The organism is Chromohalobacter nigrandesensis (genome assembly GCF_023061285.1).
Classification (GTDB): Bacteria; Pseudomonadota; Gammaproteobacteria; order Pseudomonadales; family Halomonadaceae; genus Chromohalobacter; species Chromohalobacter nigrandesensis.
Map to the genome: position 1 here is coordinate 236,643 of NZ_JAKGAM010000001.1, position 19,777 is coordinate 256,419.

General features: G+C 61.8%; 18 protein-coding genes. 3 read left to right on the forward strand and 15 right to left on the reverse strand.

The genetic code is table 11. The annotated features are described in order from the left end of the window. Positions 1–29: 29 nt before the first annotated feature. The 7 genes from era to rpoE form a co-directional block, all read right to left on the reverse strand. Positions 30–929: a GTPase Era gene (era, locus tag L1073_RS01150; protein ID WP_246896394.1), complete on the reverse strand. Its 900-nt coding sequence runs from the start codon at positions 927–929 to the stop codon at positions 30–32. Beyond that, complete coding sequence (rnc, locus tag L1073_RS01155) at positions 926–1,618, reverse strand: ribonuclease III (protein ID WP_246896395.1); 693 nt, start codon at positions 1,616–1,618, stop codon at positions 926–928. The genes era and rnc overlap by 4 nt, the downstream gene beginning before the upstream one ends. 81 nt (positions 1,619–1,699) lie before the next feature. Beyond that, positions 1,700–2,503, reverse strand: coding sequence for a signal peptidase I (gene lepB / locus L1073_RS01160; protein ID WP_246896396.1), 804 nt, complete (start codon positions 2,501–2,503; stop codon positions 1,700–1,702). Between the two features lie 11 nt (positions 2,504–2,514). Next, the gene (gene lepA / locus L1073_RS01165; protein ID WP_246896397.1) at positions 2,515–4,335 is read right to left on the reverse strand and encodes a translation elongation factor 4; all 1,821 of its coding nucleotides are present in this window, start codon (positions 4,333–4,335) and stop codon (positions 2,515–2,517) included. A 222-nt stretch (positions 4,336–4,557) separates the two neighbouring features. Then, positions 4,558–5,991 (reverse strand): DegQ family serine endoprotease, encoded by a 1,434-nt coding sequence (locus L1073_RS01170; RefSeq protein ID WP_246896398.1) that lies wholly within the window; start codon positions 5,989–5,991, stop codon positions 4,558–4,560. Positions 5,992–6,309: 318 nt separating this feature from the next. After that, entirely contained in the window at positions 6,310–7,083 is a 774-nt protein-coding gene (locus L1073_RS01175) for a sigma-E factor negative regulatory protein (RefSeq protein WP_246896399.1), read from the reverse strand. Positions 7,084–7,305: 222 nt separating this feature from the next. Continuing rightward, positions 7,306–7,911: an RNA polymerase sigma factor RpoE gene (gene rpoE, locus L1073_RS01180; protein WP_246896401.1), complete on the reverse strand. Its 606-nt coding sequence runs from the start codon at positions 7,909–7,911 to the stop codon at positions 7,306–7,308. A 387-nt stretch (positions 7,912–8,298) separates the two neighbouring features. On the opposite strand from rpoE, the gene L1073_RS01185 reads away from it, so the two are divergent. After that, on the forward strand, positions 8,299–9,378 hold the full coding sequence (locus L1073_RS01185; RefSeq protein WP_246896403.1) for a 3-deoxy-7-phosphoheptulonate synthase: 1,080 nt from the start codon (positions 8,299–8,301) through the stop codon (positions 9,376–9,378). Positions 9,379–9,481: 103 nt separating this feature from the next. Here the strand turns inward: L1073_RS01185 and dinG are convergent, their stop codons facing one another. Further along, on the reverse strand, positions 9,482–11,626 hold the full coding sequence (gene dinG / locus L1073_RS01190; protein ID WP_246896405.1) for an ATP-dependent DNA helicase DinG: 2,145 nt from the start codon (positions 11,624–11,626) through the stop codon (positions 9,482–9,484). 220 nt (positions 11,627–11,846) lie between these two features. Then, positions 11,847–13,121 (reverse strand): DEAD/DEAH box helicase, encoded by a 1,275-nt coding sequence (locus tag L1073_RS01195; protein WP_246896407.1) that lies wholly within the window; start codon positions 13,119–13,121, stop codon positions 11,847–11,849. A gap of 230 nt (positions 13,122–13,351) precedes the next feature. Between L1073_RS01195 and L1073_RS01200 the strand changes: the two genes are divergently transcribed. Next, the gene (locus L1073_RS01200; protein WP_246896409.1) at positions 13,352–13,600 is read left to right on the forward strand and encodes a hypothetical protein; all 249 of its coding nucleotides are present in this window, start codon (positions 13,352–13,354) and stop codon (positions 13,598–13,600) included. Beyond that, positions 13,600–14,415: an exodeoxyribonuclease III gene (gene xthA / locus L1073_RS01205; RefSeq protein ID WP_246896411.1), complete on the forward strand. Its 816-nt coding sequence runs from the start codon at positions 13,600–13,602 to the stop codon at positions 14,413–14,415. The genes L1073_RS01200 and xthA overlap by 1 nt, the downstream gene beginning before the upstream one ends. A gap of 13 nt (positions 14,416–14,428) precedes the next feature. Here the strand turns inward: xthA and L1073_RS01210 are convergent, their stop codons facing one another. The 6 genes from L1073_RS01210 to L1073_RS01235 are packed head-to-tail and all read right to left on the reverse strand — an operon-like array spanning position 14,429 to position 19,684. After that, positions 14,429–15,694: a tetratricopeptide repeat protein gene (locus L1073_RS01210; RefSeq protein WP_246896412.1), complete on the reverse strand. Its 1,266-nt coding sequence runs from the start codon at positions 15,692–15,694 to the stop codon at positions 14,429–14,431. A 3-nt stretch (positions 15,695–15,697) separates the two neighbouring features. Continuing rightward, positions 15,698–16,480 carry an energy transducer TonB gene (locus tag L1073_RS01215; protein ID WP_246896413.1) on the reverse strand — a complete coding sequence of 261 codons (783 nt, stop codon included), beginning with the start codon at positions 16,478–16,480 and terminating at the stop codon, positions 15,698–15,700. Then, positions 16,477–16,887 carry an ExbD/TolR family protein gene (locus tag L1073_RS01220; protein ID WP_040243640.1) on the reverse strand — a complete coding sequence of 137 codons (411 nt, stop codon included), beginning with the start codon at positions 16,885–16,887 and terminating at the stop codon, positions 16,477–16,479. Before L1073_RS01220 ends, L1073_RS01215 begins: the two co-directional genes overlap by 4 nt. Beyond that, positions 16,880–17,413: a MotA/TolQ/ExbB proton channel family protein gene (locus L1073_RS01225; protein WP_246896415.1), complete on the reverse strand. Its 534-nt coding sequence runs from the start codon at positions 17,411–17,413 to the stop codon at positions 16,880–16,882. Before L1073_RS01225 ends, L1073_RS01220 begins: the two co-directional genes overlap by 8 nt. Beyond that, positions 17,397–18,815, reverse strand: a complete 1,419-nt coding sequence (locus L1073_RS01230) for a MotA/TolQ/ExbB proton channel family protein (protein ID WP_246896417.1) — start codon at positions 18,813–18,815, stop codon at positions 17,397–17,399. Before L1073_RS01230 ends, L1073_RS01225 begins: the two co-directional genes overlap by 17 nt. Beyond that, positions 18,812–19,684, reverse strand: a complete 873-nt coding sequence (locus L1073_RS01235; protein ID WP_343322436.1) for a DUF3450 domain-containing protein — start codon at positions 19,682–19,684, stop codon at positions 18,812–18,814. The genes L1073_RS01230 and L1073_RS01235 overlap by 4 nt, the downstream gene beginning before the upstream one ends. Positions 19,685–19,777 lie beyond the last annotated feature (93 nt).

Here is a 19,777-nt window from a genome sequence, read left to right on the forward strand (position 1 = left end):
GCAGCATCCATGCGCCATGGCAGGCGCCATCAGTCGAGGTCGTAACCCAGGCTCTTCAGGGCGCGATCGTCGTCGGACCAGCCCCGCTTGACCTTCACCCAAAGATTGAGCATGACCTTGGCATCGAAGGCACGCTCCATCTCCAGACGGGCTTCACGGCCGATGTTCTTGATACGTTCGCCCTGGTCGCCGATCAGAATCTTCTTCTGTCCCGCACGCTCGACCAGAATCAAGGCACTGATGTGCAGCGTCTTGCCATCGTCCTTGAATTCCTCGATCTCGACAGTCATCTGATACGGCAGTTCGTCACCCAACTGACGCATGACCTTCTCGCGCACCAGCTCGGCGGCCAGGAAACGCTGACTCTTGTCGGTGATCTGCTCTTCCGAGAAGTAATGCACGCTTTCCGGCAAGCGCTGGGCGACTTCGGCTTCAAGCTCAGGCACATTGGTGCCGTTCTTGGCCGAGAGCGGCACGATGGCCGCGAACTCGCGCTTCTTGCTCACGCCATCCAGCCACGGCAGCAGGCTGCTCTTGTCCTCGAGCCAGTCGACCTTGTTGACGGCCAGAATCACCGGCGCCGGCACGTTGCTGAGCTTCTCGAGTACTACATCGTCTTCCTCGGTCCACTTGGTACGGTCGACGATGAAGATCACGCAGTCGATATCGCGCAAAGCGTGCGTGGCCGCCTGATTCATGAAGCGGTTGATCGCCTTGTTGCGATCGCGCGTCTGAATGTGCATGCCCGGTGTATCGACATAGATGAACTGGGTGTCTGCCTCGGTCTTGATGCCCATCACCTGATGGCGCGTCGTTTGCGGACGCCGTGAGGTGATGGATATCTTCTGCCCGAGAATCCGATTCATCAGCGTCGACTTGCCGACATTGGGGCGGCCAACGATGGCCACGAAACCACAGTGTTGCGTCATGCGTACCTGCTCTGGGAAGGTTCGAGTATTTCCAGCGCCTTTTCGGCGGCTTGCTGTTCGGCGTGGCGGCGGCTGGAGCCGACGCCCAGCGTATGATCCTCGAGCATCGCGACATGACACTCGATGGTAAAGACCTGCGCGTGTGCTTCGCCTTCGACCGAGACGACGTCATAGCGCGGCAACGCCGACTGCCGCGACTGCAGAAACTCCTGCAAGCGTGTCTTGGGGTCTTTCTGATTGTCCTGTAAGTCGATCCCTTCCAGACGCGTCGCGTACCACGACAGCACCCGCGCCTTGGCGACTTCCATGCCCGCATCGAGATAGATGGCGCCGATCAGCGCTTCCACGCCATCGGCGAGGATCGAATCGCGCCGATAACCGCCGCTTTTCATCTCGCCGGAGCCGAGTCGCAGACATTCGCCCAACTCGAACTCGCGCGCCAGTTCGGCCAGGGTCTGCCCTTTCACCAAGCGCGCGCGCAAACGCGACAACTGGCCTTCTCGGGCCTGAGGAAAGCGCTGGAACAGCGCTTCGCCGATCACGAAGTTGACGATGGAGTCACCCAAAAATTCCAGGCGCTCATTATTCTGGCCCCCATAGCTACGATGGGTCACCGCCAATTCAAGCCGCGCGGCATCACGAAACTGGTAACCGATTCGTTTACTGAGGGCGTGCAAAGGGCTACTCACGACACTGCCTTTTTCATCTGTTCTGGGTGAAGCGGCGGAGAGCATCGCTTTCCGCCAGCATGAGTCATTCGAGAGTATGGTTCATTCAATGACCCTGACACTAGAGAAACTCGGCAAGCCGCCATCCCAGTGCATCCACACCGCGAACGCCTTGCCCACGATATTCTCTTCCGGTACGAAGCCCCAGTAGCGGCTATCGTTGGAATGATCGCGGTTGTCGCCCATCATGAAATACTCACCATCCGGCACCACGACCTCGCGCATTTGCGGACCGGGGTCGTCGGGATTGTTGTAAATGGCGTGCGCCACGCCATCTAGCTGCTCCTCGAGTTGTTCCTCGCCAGGCGCTGCCTCGATGTCATCGCCGGTTACCGATTTACTGACCGGCTTACCATTGACATAAAGCTGCTTGTCTTCATAGCGAATGCGATCCCCCGGCAAGCCGATGACACGCTTGATGAAGTCGACCGAGGGGTCGTCCGGGAAGCGGAATACCATGACATCGCCGCGCTCGGGTTCACCGAAATCGACGACCTTGGTGTTGATGACGGGTAGCCGCAGCCCGTAAGTGAATTTGTTGACCAGAATGAAGTCCCCGACCTTGAGCGTCGGGCGCATCGAGCCGGAGGGAATCTGAAACGGCTCGACCACGAAACTCCGTAGTACCAGCACGATCAGCAACACGGGAAAGAAGGAACGCGCATAATCCACCGCCCAGGGTTCCTTGACCAACTTGCCCCGTGTGTCGGCATCCAGCCCACCATCGACTTGCGATTCGGCTTTTTCCAGACGAGCGCGACGGGCTCGCCGCCACCAGACGATATCGACCAGCCAGACAATGCCGGTGACGGCGACTGCCAACACCAGCAACAACGAAAAATCCATGGCTATGATTCCTAATCATTCATCTTGAGGACGGCGAGGAAGGCATCCTGGGGAATTTCCACTTTACCTACCTGCTTCATGCGCTTTTTGCCTGCCTTTTGCTTTTCGAGCAACTTCCGTTTGCGGGTCACGTCGCCGCCGTAACACTTGGCAGTGACGTTCTTGCGCAACGCCTTGACGGTAGAGCGCGACACGACCTGACCGCCCAGCGTCGCTTGGATCGCGACATCGAACATTTGGCGCGGGATCAGCTCTTTCATCTTTTCCACCAACGCACGGCCACGCGGATGCGCATGGTCGCGGTGCACGATGGTGGCGAGCGCATCGACGCGGTCACCGTTGATGAGTACGTCGAGACGCACGAGATTGGCGGCTTCGAAACGCTCGAAGTTGTATTCGAGCGACGCATACCCCTTGGAGATGGACTTCAAGCGATCGAAGAAGTCCATCACCACTTCGCTCATCGGCAATTCGTAGGTGAGCTGGAGCTGACTGCCCAGGAACAGCATGTCGAGCTGTGTCCCGCGACGCTGCTCACACTCAGTGATGACGTTGCCAACGTATTCCTGCGGCACCAGAATGCTGGCGCGCACGATGGGCTCACGCATCTCGTCGATGTCGGCCATGTCCGGCAATTTGGACGGATTGGAGATATAACGTACCTCGCCATCCTTCATGACCAGCTCGTAGATGACCGTCGGCGCCGTGGTCAGCAGCTCCAGGTCGTACTCACGTTCGAGACGTTCCTGGATGATCTCCATGTGCAAGGTGCCGAGGAAACCGACACGAAAACCGAAGCCTAGTGCATCGGAATTCTCTGGCTCGTAATCCAGCGAGGCATCGTTGAGCGCGAGTTTCTCCAACGCATCGCGAAACTCTTCGTAATCGTCGGAGCTGACCGGGAACATACCCGCATAGACCTGGGGCTTGACCTTCTGGAACCCGGGCAGGCGCGCGACATCATCACCGCCCTTGGCGTGCACGATGGTGTCACCCACCGGGGCGCCATGAATATCCTTGATACCCGCCACGACGAAGCCGACTTCACCGGCACGCAGCACACCGGTCTGCTTGCGCTTGGGCGTAAAGACGCCCACTTCGCTGACCTCCCAGGCCCGCTCGGTGGACTTCATGCGAATCTTGTCGCCCTTCTTGAGCGTGCCGTCGAAGAGACGCACCAGAGAAATAACACCCACGTAGTTGTCGAACCACGAGTCGACGATCAGCGCTTGCAACGGCGCCTCGGGATCACCCTTGGGCGGCGGCACGTCACGCACCAAGCGCTCGAGCAAGGCGTCCATCCCCAGGCCACTCTTCGCGGAAACCTGACAGGCATCGGTGGCATCGATACCGATGATTTCTTCTACCTCATGGGCCACGCGATCGGGGTCGGCCTGGGGCAGGTCGATCTTGTTGAGGACCGGCAGGACCTCGAGCCCCTGCTCCACCGCCGTGTAGCAATTGGCTACCGACTGCGCCTCGACCCCTTGCGCCGCATCGACCACCAACAGCGCGCCCTCGCAGGCATAAAGCGAGCGCGACACTTCGTAGGAAAAGTCGACGTGGCCCGGCGTATCGATGAAGTTGAGCTGATAGACCTGACCATCGTCGGCCTTGTAGTCCAGCGTCACGGACTGAGCCTTGATGGTGATGCCTCGCTCACGCTCGAGATCCATCGAGTCGAGCACCTGCTCCTTCGTCTCACGCTCGGTCAAGCCACCGCAAATCTGGATGATGCGGTCGGAAAGCGTCGACTTGCCGTGGTCGATATGGGCAATGATGGAGAAATTGCGAATGAGTGGAAGCGTTGCGTTATTTTCGTCGCGGCTCATCGAGTCCTACCTGAGTCAGAAACACGATCCGGCCAAGCAATACCGTTAGCAGTGGTCAAGCCCGAAAGGCTGCTAGGCGAGCGTACGCGGACCGATGGACAATTCAATTGAAAGGCATTGTACCGGCAAGCACCTTCCATGGACAGCGAGGACGTGCGATCGACGCGACGAGGCCCCGACAGAGCGGGGCCTCGATTCCTGGCATCGGCAGCCAATCCGGCTTCAGTCGCCGTCGGACTGCAGCCGCAGCGCCACGAACAGCGAACGCCCTTCGCGAACGATACGCACCGGGATGGCGCGATCGGTAGGCGCATTCTTCACCGCCTCGATCAGGGCATCGGTGTCCTCGATGGAGGTGCTATCGAAGCTGACGATGACGTCGCCACGCGCGATTCCGGCAGCGGCTGCGGCGCCGCGCGGATCGAGCTGGCGCACCACGACGCCGTTGTCGACGTCGAGTTGACTGCGCATCCGATCGTCGAGATCACTGACCGCAACGCCCAGGCGCGCTTGGCTGTCGTTTTTGGAGTGCTGCTGGTCGGAAGCCATTTTGCCCTCTTCCGGCCAGTTACCCACGGTGACCTCGATTTCCTGGGGATCGCCGTCACGCAGAATGTTCAGCGTCACTTCATCGCCAGGCGACACACGGCCCACCAATCGCGGCAAAGTACTGGAGTCCTCAACTTCGTCGTCGTCGACCGCCAGCACCACATCGCCGGCCTTGAGTCCGGCCTCGCTGGCAGGGCTGCCATCGGTGACGTCGGCAATCAACGCACCGCGCGTATCGTCGAGCCCGAAGGATTCCGCCAGATCGTTCGACACGGGCTGAATCACCACCCCGAGCCAGCCACGGCTGACGTGTCCGGCGTCTTTCAACTGATCGGCGATATCCATCGCCACATTGATCGGGATGGCGAAGGAGATTCCCATGAAACCACCGCTGCGGGTATAGATCTGCGAGTTGATGCCCACGACCTCACCGTCGAGATTGAACAAGGGCCCGCCGGAGTTGCCGGGGTTGATCGCCACATCGGTCTGAATGAAGGGCACATAGGCATCGCTCGGCAAGGTACGGTCGATCGCACTGACAATGCCGGAGGTTACCGAGTGATCGAAGCCGAAGGGCGAGCCGATGGCGGCGACCCATTGGCCGACCTGCAGCTTGTCGGAGTCACCCATGTCGAGCGTCGGCAAATCGTCGGCGTCGACCTTGAGCACGGCGACATCGGTCTTCTTGTCGGCACCCACCAGTGTCGCCTCGAGCTCGCGGCGATCGTTGAGCCGCACCACGATCTCATCGGCGCCATCCACCACATGGGCGTTGGTCATGATGTAGCCGTCATGGCTGATCACGAACCCCGAGCCCAACGAATGGCGTTTCTCGCTTCCGCGATCGGGGCCTCTCGGCACCATGGGCGGCATCTGATCGCCGAAGAAGCGCCGAAAAATCTCGGGAACGTCCTGTTCTCCGAATGGCGAGCCCTGCATGGCCCGTGTATCGACCTTACTGGTAGTGGAAATGTTGACGACGCCCGGCGCGGCGTCTTCGACCAATTGGGTGAAATTCGGCAATTCGCGTGCCTGAGCGAACTGCGCGGCGCATAGCGCAATAAACGCAAATAACAGCGGGGTGACATAACGAGAGAAACGTTGCATGAAAAACTCCTGATACAAAGCGTGAACTCGTTAACCAAAACGAGGAGTCACATTGACAATATGCCGGTGCGCATTACCGGCTTAGCATAGATCGACAACCAAGAAACCTGGCGTCGACAGTTACATTGATACACTAACGGGACAAGAGTTCACTGGACAGCATAATTAGTTCAGCACCACTCGTTCAATATGTAGCCCTGACTGCTGCACAGCATCGACGAATCGCCAAACGAAAAAAGGCGCGCCCCTGATGACAGGTGACGCGCCTTGGCACGGCGTCGAGGGAATCGTCACAAGTGGACGACAGACTTCATGGAATTAACGCTGACCCGACGCCTCGGCGCCCGCACCATCGAGTGAGCGAGAAGACGACATCCAAGCCTCGCTCGCACCGTCAGACTGCTGCTGGTTCAGGTATGTCTGCAGAAGGCGCGCCTGTTCATGGTCGCTGCGTGAGGCCTGACGTGGAGAGTCGGAAAAGAGCGACGCGTCCATGCTGGCTTCCATGGCACCGCCGGGGCCCGAAGGCGCGAGGCTGGGAAATACTGTATTCGCCCCTGATGAGGTCAAGAACCCGGTACCCTCACCGCCGAAGCTCGCGAGTCTGGCACCAACACCGCCCCCCGAGGGCGCGCTCTGCAGCGATGCTGGCTGCACGTTGGCGCCGCCCTCGGCGGAAGGCGTCTCACCGGAAGCGGCATTACCGCTGGCGAACTCGGTCCCCTCACCGCTGACACCGCTCGGCGAGTTGGCGTTATACACCTGGACACCGGTGATGACCATCAGCGACACCGCAGCGGCGATCGCAGCGCTACCGGCAAAGGAGAACGGCACCGCACGGCGCGTGCCAGATGTCGCCGACTCCTGCACCTCAGGCTCGTCGGCAAGGCGTGCCATGATGCCGGCGGACAGATCCGCACTGACATCCACACCGCGATCACGCTGCATCATGCTGCGCGCCAAGTGATAACGTCGCCATGTGTCGGCGTCTTCAGGGGCGTCTTGCAACGACCTCATGACACGGCGTATCTCGAGCTCGTCGCCCTCATTATCCATCAGCGCGGACAAGGACTCTCGTACGTTCTGATTCATACTTACCCCCTCACATTCGAGAAGACGAATGCCTATCGTCTACTGGGCGCTACGCAGCGGTTCACGTGTGGCAATACCTTTTCTTGATATCTTGCACGATTATCCTGCCCACCTGACACGGTAGCGCCCACTCATTCCACTGGTACTCGTTGAGACGTCAAAGTCGCCGGACAGTTCACTTTTGAATGCGTCGCGCGACACTTTTTTTATCATCCCACTCGGTCATTCGACCGTGGCATCGGCCTGGCGCGGCGCGTTCAGCATCGGCTCGATGGCTTTGTCCACCGCCTCGCGCGCCCTGAAGATGCGTGAACGTACCGTCCCCACCGGGCACTGCATGATATTGGCGATATCTTCATAGGCGAGCCCGTCCATTTCGCGCAAGGTAATCGCGGTGCGCAGATCTTCCGGCAGGTTTTCGATGGTCTCGAACACTACCGCCTCAAGCTGATCGCGCTGCAAGGCGGCTTCCGGGGTTTCTATATCGGAAAGACGACCGCTATGGTCGAGCACCTCGGCGTCCGCGATGTCCATGTCGTTGCCCGGTGGCCGGCGGCCACGAGACACCAGGTGATTCTTGGCGGTATTGATAGCGATGCGGTACATCCACGTATAAAAAGCACTATCGGAACGAAACTTGCCCAAGGCACGATAGGCCTTGATGAAGGCTTCCTGCGCGACATCCTGCACTTCGGCGGGATCATGCACATAACGCCCGATCAGGCCGAGAATCTTGTGCTGGTACTTCTTGACCAGGAGATCGAAAGCCCGAGTGTCCCCCTTCTGGGCACGCTCGACGAGCTGGTGATCGGTTTCCCTAGTGCCCATTCATTCTTCCCCCATGCCGGAGGCACTATAAAGCGAAGCGCCGACAACGGCGCCAGCGCAGGAAAATTGTATCTGCTGTGTGGTCATCATGTTCCAGTCGAGCCCACGGGGCGCTGAATGATCGAGGTAATGGATGAAGTTGGGCGAAGACCTGCGGTCATGTGGCCGATCCACTTGCTTGATTTAAGTAGGACCTAGTGTTCCTTTTTCTGCCCGCCCCATCAAGGTGATAAAGCGGCGGATGCGCTTATGGCATCCAGACATTGACCGTCATCATCGCGAGAAGTTCGGCCATGAGATTGATTTTCCCGGCGCCAACAAGCGATAGTAGCGCTTTATCGCAAGCGAAACCGATGCCCTTCGCGACACATATCTACAGGTAGCGGAATGTCAGAACAGCACGTCAATAACATTAACGTCCTTTCCCAGGACGTCCTGGTCACACCCGAAGCGCTCAAGCGTGAAATTCCCCTTTCCGAGGAGGCCGAACGTACGGTACTCGAGGGGCGCCGAACCGTTCAACGGATTATCGACGGCGACGACCCGCGCCTCGTCGTCGTCATCGGTCCTTGCTCGATCCACGATGTGGAGGCGGCACGCGATTATGCTCGTCGCCTGAGCCAGTTGGCCGATGAGGTGAGCGATAGCCTGTACGTGGTCATGCGCGTGTATTTCGAGAAGCCACGCACCACCGTCGGCTGGAAGGGTCTGATCAACGACCCGCACCTCGACGACACCTTCGATATCCAGGAAGGGCTGCGCACTGCTCGGCGCCTATTGGTGGAGCTCGCCGAAATGGGCCTGCCATTGGCCACCGAGGCGCTCGACCCCATCTCACCGCAGTATCTGCAGGATTGCATCAGCTGGTCGGCCATCGGGGCACGCACCACCGAGTCCCAGACACACCGTGAGATGGCGTCCGGCTTGTCGTCGCCGGTGGGCTTCAAGAACGGCACCGATGGCAGTCTCGATGTCGCGGTCAACGCGCTCAAGTCGGTTGCCCACCCGCACAACTTTCTGGGTATCGACCAGGGTGGACAAGTTGCCGTGATTCGCACGCGCGGCAATGCCTATGGCCATATCGTGTTGCGCGGCGGTAACGGCAAGCCCAATTACGACAGCGTCAGCGTTGCCCTCGCCGACAAGGAGCTGCGCAAGGCAGGCGTGATACCCAACATCATGGTCGACTGCTCGCACGCCAACTCCAACAAGGATCCGTCTCTGCAGTCCTTGGTGATGGATAACATCGCCAACCAGATCCTCGAGGGCAACACCTCGATCATGGGGCTGATGGTCGAGTCGCACATCGGCTGGGGCAACCAGAAGATCCCCGAGGATCGCTCGCAACTAGAGTACGGTGTTTCCATCACCGATGCCTGCATCGACTGGCCGACCACCGAAACGGCCATGCGCGAGATGAACGAGAAGTTGAAACCGGCACTGAGCCAGCGCCAGCGCGGCGAATAAGTGCACTTCCCCGGCCCCGCCTGTCGCGGGGTCGGCGCCTACCTTCTAGCCTACCGCGCTTCCGAGCGGTGCGTCTGTGAGCAGTACGCTTGTAAGCAGTGCGCTACTGCGCCATGCCGTCGATTTCACGCCGGAAAGGTGGTAACGAGTCGAGCAGCGCGCGTCCATAACGACGCGTCAGAACACGGCGGTCGAGCAATGTGATGCGCCCCTGATCGGCTTCCTTGCGGATCAAACGACCGCAAGCCTGCACCAAGCGAATTGAGGCATCCGGTACCGAGATGCGCATGAACGGATTCCCGCCTCGGCTTTCGATCCACTCCGCCAGGGTCGCCCCCACCGGATCGTCGGGCACGGAAAACGGCAAGCGGGTGATTACCACGTGAGTGAGATACTCGCCCGGCAGGTCGATCCCTTCGGCGAAACTGGCCAGCCCGAAGATGATACTGCCCTCCCCGGCATCGACGCGCGCACGATGACGCTGCAGCAATTCACGCTTGGGCAGGTGATTCTGCGCCGACACGCGCTGACGCACCGCCTCCGGCAGCGCCTCGAGCACCGCGCGCATCTGCTTGCGTGACGAGAACAGCATGAGTACGGCTTCGCGCTCCCCCAGCGCTTGGGTGAAATCGATCAGCGCGCGCTCGTGGGCCTCGCGATTGCTGGGGTCGACGGCCTCCGGCGGCACACTGAGCACCGCCCGCGAATAATCGAACGGGCTGGGCAGGCGTTGATAACGATAGCGGTTGGCAAGCCCGGCGCGTTCTTGCAAGCGCTCGAAGCGATTGAGCGCGGTCAGCGTCGCCGAGGTCACCACCGCGCCATAGCACGTACCCCACAAATGCCGGGCCAAGGTCTCGGCAGCCGACACGGGGCTTGCCGAAAACGTCAACTCCGCCTCGCCGGCGACACGTTCGAAGGTTAGCCAACGTGCCTGCGGCACGCCGTCTTCGGGGTCCGCCGTGGCCAACGCCTGCCACAAGGCATGTGCTTCCTGCGCACGGCCATGCAACAGGGCGATCAGCGGCAGCCAGGCCTCGGCCTGTTCGCGCGGCAAGCCGGTAGCCTTTTCCGGATCGAGGCTCTCGCGCAGGATATCGGCCATGCTCTCGAGCGTGCGCGACAACTCGGCAAAGGCCGTCACCATCGCTCCAGCCTGCTCGGAAAGCGCCTCGGGCACGCGCCCCATGGGGAAACGATGGTGCACAGCATCGGTCGCGTCGTCGGGAAGGCCTTCCTCGCGTTCGGCGATGCGATGGCCCATGGCGAAGGCCTCGCCGAGGCGCGGCTCCAGCGCGGCGATGGCTTCCGGCAGGCTACCCAGCAAACGCGCCAGGGTCGGCTGCACGGCCAGCGCGGTATTGAGCTCGGTGAGCGACTTCTTCAGCGTGCGCAGCCAGCGCAGCGTGCCGTTGACGGGCAGGCGATGATAAAAGTGATCGAGCGCCTTGTCGGGCAGATGGTGGCCTTCATCGAAGACGTAGATGCATTCCTTGGGCGAGGGCAATACCAGCCCACCGCCCAGGGAAAGATCCGCCAGCACGAGGTCGTGATTAGCGACGATGATATCGGCCTGGTCGAGCCCGCGGCGGGCACGAAAGAAGGCGCAGGCGCCGAAGTGGCCACAGCGGCGATTGGTGCACTGGCGATGATCGATGGTCAGGCGGCGCCAATCCGCATCGTCGATCCCCGTCGGCCAGCTATCGCGATCACCCTCCCAGCGCCCTGCCGAGTAGGCCTCGGCCATTTCGTGCGCCAGGGCCTGGAAGTCGTCACCGTCGCGCGACGTCATCGCTTCTTCGAAAAGCGACAGCGTGGGGTTGTCTTCCCCACCTTCCAGGACTTGATCGAGCCGCGCCACGCACAGATAGCGCCCCCGCCCCTTGGCCAGGGCGTATTCAAAATCGAGACCGCTATGTGCCTTGAGCGCCGGCAGGTCGTGATGCAGCACCTGCTCTTGCAGCGCCACCGTAGCAGTGGAAATCACCAGGCGCTTGCCCCGTGCCTGGGCGATGGGCAGTGCGGCAAGCAAATAGGCCAGCGTCTTGCCGGTGCCGGTACCCGCCTCGAGCACACAGACATGCTCGTTGGAGAGGCGTCGCCCGGCGTCATCCGCCTCGATGCCACCCAGGGTCCGAGCGATCTCGGCGATCATCAAGCGCTGTCCATAACGCGGCGTCAGCTCGAGTCCATCGAGCACGCAGCGATAGGCGGTCTGTATCTCGTCCTTCAGGGCCTCATCAAGCATGATGCATCCATAAAGAAGCGCGGCGACGGGGACAGGCCGACGCGGAGGTGCTGTAAACCCTTTCCTGGGCACTACCGATTCCTTCCCTGGAATCGGACCTCCACTCTGGCCTGTCCTCGTCGCCGCTCACCAAGGGGCCAACGCAGCCCGGGCAGTCTTTCTTCAAGCGGCGTAGCCGCTGTCTTCCAGCTTCCAGGCACGCAGTGCCGATCTTCACGCTTCAGAGCAACCCTTCGGGAGGATGCTGACAAGGCAGCTTGGCGTCGATGTAGGATTCGATTCCCGGCAGCGCAAAGGCATCTTCTTCGCCGACGAAACTGATCGACACGCCCTCGGCACCGGCCCGCCCCGTACGGCCGATACGGTGAACGTAATCTTCGGGGTCTTCCGGCAGGGTGTAATTCACCACATGGCTGACATCATCGATATGAATGCCACGCCCTGCCACGTCAGTGGCGACCAGCACATCCACTTCGCCGTTACGGAAGCGATCGAGGGTTTCGATACGTGCTTTTTGCGGCACATCACCGGAGAGCATCGCCACATTGATGCCGGCCTCACGCAAGGACGAGTCGAGATTGCGCACCAGGTCACGGCGGTTACCGAACACGATCACGCGTTCCATGCTCTCCTGATTGAGCAAGTTGATCAGCAGGCGCTGCTTGTCGCTGTCACCCACCAGATAGACACGCTGGTCGATGTTGGCGGCATTCTCGAGGCTGGCCTCGATCTCGACGTGCGTGGCGCCATGCGTCCACTGGCTGGCCAGGTTGAGAATGTCCGGGCTGAACGTCGCCGAGAACAGGAAGGTCTGGCGCTCTTCGGCCTTGGGCGTATGCTGGATGATGCGCTTGACGTCAGGGATGAAGCCCATCGACAGCATGCGATCCGCTTCGTCGAGAACCAGCACTTCGGTTTGCGTCAAATCGACATCGCGCTTCTCGTGGAAGTCGAGCAGCCGCCCGGGGGTCGCCACCAGCACATCGAGATTGCGCGACAATTGCTCGCGCTGCTTCTGATAGTCCATACCACCGACGACACTCGCCACATTGAGCGACGTGAAGCGCGCCAGTGCCTTGGCATCCTTCTCGATCTGCAGTGCCAGCTCTCGTGTCGGCGCGACAATCAACGCGCGCGGCGCACCGGGCTTCTGACCATCGGGGGCTTTCTCTTCCAGGAAATACGCCAGAATCGAGATCAGGAAAGCGGCGGTCTTGCCGGTACCCGTCTGCGCCTTGCCGACCACATCGCCGCCGAGCAGCGTATGCGTCAAGGCTTCCGCCTGGATCGGCGTGCAGTATTCGAATCCCAGGGCGTGAATCGCACGCATCAGCGGCACGGGAAGATCGAAATCGTGAAAACGCCACTTGCCCGCCACCGGCGTTACCTGGAACTGCTTGACGTCCCACTGGGACTGCGAACGCCGCGGCTTGCGACGCCGACGCTTGGGCTTGCGGTTCTGGGCCGGTGCTGGGGTTTTATCCGACTCACTCATAGGCTTCTATGTCTGTCCATATTCGTACGCAAATGCATGAATCCAGCGCGCTTTTCCGCCTTTCCGGAGCGCGCCACGGCCATCGCGACAGCCAAGCTGGATCACGACGCAAGCGGACATTGTATCAGTCATTGCCAAGCATCGCGCGGGCATCACACTCAAGCACGGATGTCGCCCGGCAGCGCGACTGGTAGAATAGTCCTCAAGTCAATACGACACAGGATCACGACATGACACGCAGTAAAAAAACGCGCTCGATCGCCAGCAAGGTGACGATTCGCACCGGGCGCCGCAAGGACTTCCGTAAATGGCGCCACGACAACCCCGATCAGGTCAAATCGTCGCCGCGCTACGTGCAAAAGAAACGTCAGCAACGCAAGCTCCAGGCCGCACGTCGCTTGGCACGTCAACAGCAGGCGCCGACCCTCGATGTGCATGGCGCGCCCACACGCGACGACGATTCTCAGGGTGATCGCTGATGCGCCTGGTCTCCTTCAACATCAACGGTATCCGCGCGCGCCTGCACCAACTGGAGGCGCTCATCGAGGCGCATCGTCCCGATATCATCGGCCTCCAGGAAACCAAGGTGCAAGACAGCGAGTTCCCGCGCGAAGCCGTCGAGGCGCTCGGCTATCACGTCGCCTTTCACGGGCAGAAAGGCCATTACGGTGTCGCGCTGCTCAGCCGAGGGGCCCCCGAGGCCGTGCATTACGGCATGCCCGATGACGGTGAAGACGCCCAACGACGCTTGATCGGCGTCCGCGTCCGCTGCGACGACGGCGAGACCATGACCGTGTACAACGGTTACTTCCCGCAGGGTGAAAATATCGAGCACCCCACCAAGTTCCCCAATAAACGCGATTTCTACGCCCGGCTCACGGCATTGCTGCAAGAGCGGCATACGCCCAGCGAACGGCTCGCGGTCATGGGGGACTTCAATATCTCACCCGCCGACATCGACATCGGTATCGGCGAGTCCAATCGCAAGCGCTGGCTGCGCGAGGGCAAGACCAGTTTCCAGCCCGTGGAGCGCGAATGGCTCACGCGGCTCGCCGACTGGGGCTTGAGCGATTGCTACCGCCTGCGCTACCCCGAAGTCGACGACCGCTTCAGCTGGTTCGACTATCGTTCGCGGGGCTTCGAGCGCGAGCCCAAGCGCGGCTTGCGAATCGACTACATCATGGTCACCCCCACGCTGCGCGAGCGGGTGGAAGACGCCGGTATCGATTACCAACTACGCGGCATCCAGCGTCCTTCGGACCATGCGCCGGTATGGGCGCAGTTGGCTATCTAGCGACGCATCACTGCTAATTATCCGAGGGCGCCTGGGGCGTTACCTCATTGGGTGATGAGTCAATGTCCGGCGCTTTGTCGACATTCCCTTCGCCAAGCGATGCCAGCCAGGCCTCGGCCTGCGACGCACCGGCATCGCGTGCCGCTTCGAACGCTTCGCGCGCCGCCTCTTCATCTGACGACTCGAGTTGCGACACCCCCTCCAGCAGCCAGGTACGCGCGGCATCGGCGCCTTGTTCACGCGCTTGGCGCAGCGCTTCTATCGCCGTCGACCACTCGCCCCAGCCGTAAGCCAACTCGCCGAGTTGGCGCCAATCCTCGCCGCCCTGGGTATCTTCGGCCAGCGCGCGCCACGCCGACAACGCCTTGTCGTGCGCGCGCGCCGACGTCCAGGCCTCGGCGAGAAGGCGCCGATGCTCGCTATCGCGTGGTAGCGTACCCGCCTCGAATGCCGTTTCCAGATGCTCGGCGGCACGCGCCGGGGTACCGCCCGCCAGATGCAGGCGAATCAGTCGCTCGAGATCATCCTCACCCGCGAGCGCACCCCGCCGCCAGCCGGCTTCCCATAACGCCGCTGCCAATCCGGGCTGCTGCATGCGCTGCGCCAACGCCGCGGCACGCCGCCATGCCTGGGGATCGTCACTCTCGCTTTGCAGTTGATCGTCGAGCAACGACAACGCTGCGTCGTAACGCTCGGCGTGCTGATAAACGCTCGCCGCCAAGCGACGCCTGTCGGCATCCATACCCCCCGCGCGACGCGCGCGGTCGACCCACTGCGCCGCTTGCGACCACTGTTCCTGCGTCGCCTGGGCTTGCACCATCAGCCACAAACTGTCGGCGTCATCGCCATGACGCTCGATCCAATCGCCCAGCAACTCGGCACCTTGCGCGGTCTGCCCCGCGCGCAACCGCAAGCGAGCCTCTTGATTAAGCCAACGCTGGCGCGAATCGGTATCGACAGCGTCGCTACGACGGGCTTGGCGAAAAAGATCCGCCGCCTCGGCATCCCGGCCCTGGCGCGCCTCGCCGGTGGCCGCCAGTTGCAAAAACAAGGCACGCGCCCAGCGATCCGCCCGGTTACCGCCTTGCAGACGCCCGGCGGCTGCCTTGGCGTCATCGATGGCACCCTCGCTGGCATTATCCTGCATGCGCTGCTGCAGCGATTCCAATGCCTGCACCATGTCCGGCGCCAGTGCCGGCCCGGCAGCACTAACGCTCGTGCTGGCCGCTCCCAGGCCCAGACATAGCATCGCTACACATCCCCAATGACGCCACTGCATGCGCTACCTCTCGAGATGAAATTCCAGCCGCTGACGCGCTTCACGCGGTCGATCGCTTTGCGGAAACTTCCAATCGGCGACGGCCTTTAGCGCCGCACGCTCGAACATGCTGCGCGGCTCGGCCTCGGTGACGCGCAATGAATCGCGATCGACTCGTCCGTTGGGTTTGATCGTGAAGCTAACCTCCACGTATCCCTCGATGCCACGCCGTTGCGCCCGTGACGGATATTCCGGCGGCACGCGCTCGGTGGGCTGCGGCGAGCCGACTTTTTCGGCATCCTGCTGGCGCGTTTCGCCATTCGCCGAGGCGTCGGCATCCGAAGCATCCGCACTCTCGCCTTGCGACGCCGCCTCCGAGGTAGCGGTTTCTTCTACCGGCTCCGGGTCTGGCTGTGGTTCGGGGTCGGGCGCCGGCTCGGGTTCAGGTTCGGGCTCAGGAGTGGGTTCGACTTCCTCGAGCTCGGGCAACGACTCCTCCGGCACTTCCGGCGAGGGAGGAACCGACGCTTCCGGTTCGGGCAACGTCAATGAACTGTCACTCTGGGCCGCGGGTACTGGCGAGGGCGGCGGAGGCGGCGGCGTTTGTGTCGGCGGCGTCGGGGCGTCCGGCGCGGCCGCTTCCGGTGCCGACGCCTGTCTTGCCTCGGGCGTTTCGACACGTGACACCGACATCGGCTGCTCGACTGGCTCACGGTTATCTTCCGGCGGCGCCACCAGCAGGGCCAACAGGTAGAAAAGCCCCAACGCCATCACGATGCCGCCTAAGGCGCCTGCAATCGCTCTCATCCGTCGGCGCCTCGATCCGCTGCCACGGCGACGTTTTCGACACCGGCGTCGCGAATGGCATCCATGACCTCGATGAGAAGCCCGGTGGTCGATTGGCGGTCGGCCTGAATCACCACGCCGCCTTCGTCGCTCACCAGACTCGCCACTTCATTGCCCACGCGATGTGCATCCACCGGCTGCCCATCGACCCACACGGCGTCCTCGGCGGTGATCGCCACCATGACTTGCGCTTCGGGGCGCGCGGTCGCGGAGGACGACTCGGGACGGTCGATTTCCACGCCGCTTTCCTTGATGAAGCTGGTCGTCACGATGAAGAAGATCAACATGATGAAGACCACGTCGAGCATCGGCGTGAGGTTAATTTCCTGGGCGTCGTCATTGACGTCCTGCAGTCGACGCCTACGCATTGGCATCCTCCACGGCACGCGCCATGCGGTCATGTAGCCGCTGATCCTCGCGCCGAATCACGTGTTCAAGACGGGTGGTGAACAATAGCCCCACCACGGCGACCGCCATGCCGGTCAATGTCGGTAGCGTCGCGCGGGCCACGCCATCGGCCATGGCCCGCGCCTGGTTGGTATCGGTCAGAGAAAGGCTGTCGAAGACCTGGATCATGCCGGTGACCGTGCCCAGCAGGCCCAGCAACGGACACAGCCCCACCAATAGCTTGAGCCACGGCAGAGGGCGCCGCAGTTGGCCGATGAGCTCTGACGTCCAGACCTCGCGCAACGTCAACGCGCTCCAGCTAGCGTGATCGCGGCGCGCCACCCAGCGCGCCACCAGGGCCCGGCGGCGGCGGTTATGCACGAACTGCCAGTACAGGCCGCGCTCCAGCCCCATGGCGAAAAGCGCCATGGCAACCAGGGCAATCACCACCAGTACCGGACCACCGGCCTGGACCAGCCAGATGATCGGCTCAGCGAGCGTGGACATCGGCCTGCGTCCTCGTATGCCCGTGTGAGGCCTCGAGATGCTCGGCCAGCATGGCACTCGCTCGACCCTCGAGCGTGCCGAGCAATTCGCGGCTGCGACTGCTCAAGGCGGTATGTCCGAATAAAAGCGGTACGGCGACGATCAGGCCCATCACGGTGGTCACCAACGCCTGGCTGATCCCGCCGGCCATGAGTTGCGGGTCGCCGGTACCGAACACGGTGATCGCCTGGAAGGTGCCGATCATCCCGGTCACGGTCCCCAGTAGTCCCAGCAACGGCGCAACGGCCGCCATGAGCTTGACCACAGGCTGACCACGCTCGAGACGCGGCTTTTCGGCCAGCAGTGCTTCATCGAGGCGTGCCTCCAGCGCTTCCGGTGCGTGATCCTGGCCCAGCGCCGCAAAGCGACCCAGCACCCGCCCCAACGGGTTATCGTCCCGCAAATCTTCGGGGTTGCGCAGTTGACGACGCAGCCGCAGGCTGACCATCAGCAGGTAGATGTATTGCGCGAGCGCAACCAACAGACCGGCGATACCTAGCACGACAATGACATAGGCAACCGCGCCGCCTTGCTGAAAACGCTCCCACAGCGTGGGTTGCTGCGCCAGGGCATCGAGCACATTGCCTTGCGTGGGATCGAAGACCACGCGCTCTCCGTCGCCATTCTGGAAGGCCTGTAGTGCATCGCTAGCATCTTCGGGCGTATGCGATACCACCCGCAGGCCAACATCGTCCGAGGCTTCACCTACATCACGCGTCAGAAGCTTGCCATCGCTGAAGGCAAGAAAGTCGCCCAGACGCACCGCCTCACGCTGCTCGACGTCACCTTGGGCATCGGCGATGGGCGCCTCGAAGCGCACGCCGCGCCCGGTTTCCGCCGTCAACTCGGCGAACGTCCGCCCCAAGTTGTCGAGAGTCCGGGTATCGATGATGGCATCGTCGTCGAGCCGTTCCGGCAACGTCGTCCGCGTCCCTACGGTCAACCAACCGTCGCCTAGCGCATCGCGCAATTCGCCGATTTGCCCTTGCGCCACATCGAAGACGCCATCGAGATCGCCCGCTTCGTCGCGGCGCTGCTGGTTGACGTCATCGAGCGCCTCTTGCTGGCTTTCCTGCGTTGCTTCCAGCTCATCGCGCCGTTGACGCGCCTCATCGCGCTCGGTTTCCGCTTCTTCCACCGCGTCACGCAAAGCGTCGCGGTCGTCCACCAGTGCGCTTAAACGCTCCCGGTCCCGCGACTCGGCAGCCTCGCTATCGGTACGCAGACTCTCCAACATTTGCCCCAGCGAAGGGGCGGAATCACCATCCTGCGCCAACGCCGATGGCGCCATTGCCGGCAACGCCATCGTCAATACCAGCACCGGGACCAAAACCCGGGACCGCAGAGACTTCCATGTACTCATGACGACTCCTCGTCCGCGGCTGGAGAATTCGCGTCGTCGGCCGCTTGCGTCTCGACCGCTACCGAGACCGGGAGATCGAGCAATGCCGGCGCCCGCTGATCGCGTGCAATACGCAGCCCCTTGCGCAGTTCATCGAGCGCATCGCCTTCGAGGGGTTGCCACTCCTGGGCATCGGCACGCCAGACACCGCCCGCGCGGCCATCCGGTGTGGCGTAATACAGCCCCATACGGCCCACGCGGAGGTAATCGACCTGACGCTCGTCGTCACCCACCAACGGACCTTGCCAGGCATCCATCTCGCGGCCGTAGTCGAGCTCCGTGCGCCATGCGGAAAGCACGCGATCGAGCTTGTCGCCCGCGCTCATTTCACTGTCATCGAGCATCACATCGAGGCTATCGACGCGCGCCAGGCGCTCCTCGCGCAGGAAAGGCAAGTCGGCTTTAATCAAGGTGCGCAATTGCGACACCATGTCGCGCAACTGCCCCGGCAAGGCTTCTCGCGTCACCGAGAGTTGATCGATGGCCTCGCGGCGCTTCTCGATCAAGGCCTGCTGCGCCTCGTTGCGGCGCGCCAGCTCATCGTTGTAGCGCTCGAGGCGCGAGGCTTCGCGGCTGGCATCGCGCAAGCGCGTCAGCAATTCCCGCGTTTCGTCATCAGCCGCGTCTATCTTTTCCTGCAACGCCGCCTGCTCTTGTTGCGCCTGCGCACTGATATCACGCAATGACGTCTGCTGCGCCCCGGCCGTTGCGGAAACGCCCATCAATAACGCCATACCGGCGCAAGCCGCACGCCGATATGCCCGTGTTCGGCTTCGCGTGTCGTTTGGCACCACGCTTTCTCCCGTTGCTTGATCTTGCCGGTCGCTCATCAGCGCCGACGAAAGGACGGCTAGCACGCTAATACAAACAAGAACAATTATCAATCATGAGTTATAAGAAAGAAAAACCGGCCACCCAGGGCC

Bases quoted from the DNA above. Each gene is read 5' to 3' on its own strand.
- era (WP_246896394.1), bottom strand. From the start codon at position 929: ATGACGCAACACTGTGGTTTCGTGGCCATCGTTGGCCGCCCCAATGTC.
- lepB (WP_246896396.1), bottom strand. From the start codon at position 2,503: ATGGATTTTTCGTTGTTGCTGGTGTTGGCAGTCGCCGTCACCGGCATT.
- lepA (WP_246896397.1), bottom strand. From the start codon at position 4,335: ATGAGCCGCGACGAAAATAACGCAACGCTTCCACTCATTCGCAATTTC.
- L1073_RS01170 (WP_246896398.1), bottom strand. From the start codon at position 5,991: ATGCAACGTTTCTCTCGTTATGTCACCCCGCTGTTATTTGCGTTTATT.
- L1073_RS01175 (WP_246896399.1), bottom strand. From the start codon at position 7,083: ATGAATCAGAACGTACGAGAGTCCTTGTCCGCGCTGATGGATAATGAG.
- rpoE (WP_246896401.1), bottom strand. From the start codon at position 7,911: ATGGGCACTAGGGAAACCGATCACCAGCTCGTCGAGCGTGCCCAGAAG.
- L1073_RS01185 (WP_246896403.1), top strand. From the start codon at position 8,299: ATGTCAGAACAGCACGTCAATAACATTAACGTCCTTTCCCAGGACGTC.
- dinG (WP_246896405.1), bottom strand. From the start codon at position 11,626: ATGCTTGATGAGGCCCTGAAGGACGAGATACAGACCGCCTATCGCTGC.
- L1073_RS01195 (WP_246896407.1), bottom strand. From the start codon at position 13,121: ATGAGTGAGTCGGATAAAACCCCAGCACCGGCCCAGAACCGCAAGCCC.
- L1073_RS01200 (WP_246896409.1), top strand. From the start codon at position 13,352: ATGACACGCAGTAAAAAAACGCGCTCGATCGCCAGCAAGGTGACGATT.
- xthA (WP_246896411.1), top strand. From the start codon at position 13,600: ATGCGCCTGGTCTCCTTCAACATCAACGGTATCCGCGCGCGCCTGCAC.
- L1073_RS01210 (WP_246896412.1), bottom strand. From the start codon at position 15,694: ATGCAGTGGCGTCATTGGGGATGTGTAGCGATGCTATGTCTGGGCCTG.
- L1073_RS01215 (WP_246896413.1), bottom strand. From the start codon at position 16,480: ATGAGAGCGATTGCAGGCGCCTTAGGCGGCATCGTGATGGCGTTGGGG.
- L1073_RS01220 (WP_040243640.1), bottom strand. From the start codon at position 16,887: ATGCGTAGGCGTCGACTGCAGGACGTCAATGACGACGCCCAGGAAATT.
- L1073_RS01225 (WP_246896415.1), bottom strand. From the start codon at position 17,413: ATGTCCACGCTCGCTGAGCCGATCATCTGGCTGGTCCAGGCCGGTGGT.
- L1073_RS01230 (WP_246896417.1), bottom strand. From the start codon at position 18,815: ATGAGTACATGGAAGTCTCTGCGGTCCCGGGTTTTGGTCCCGGTGCTG.
- L1073_RS01235 (WP_343322436.1), bottom strand. From the start codon at position 19,684: ATGAGCGACCGGCAAGATCAAGCAACGGGAGAAAGCGTGGTGCCAAAC.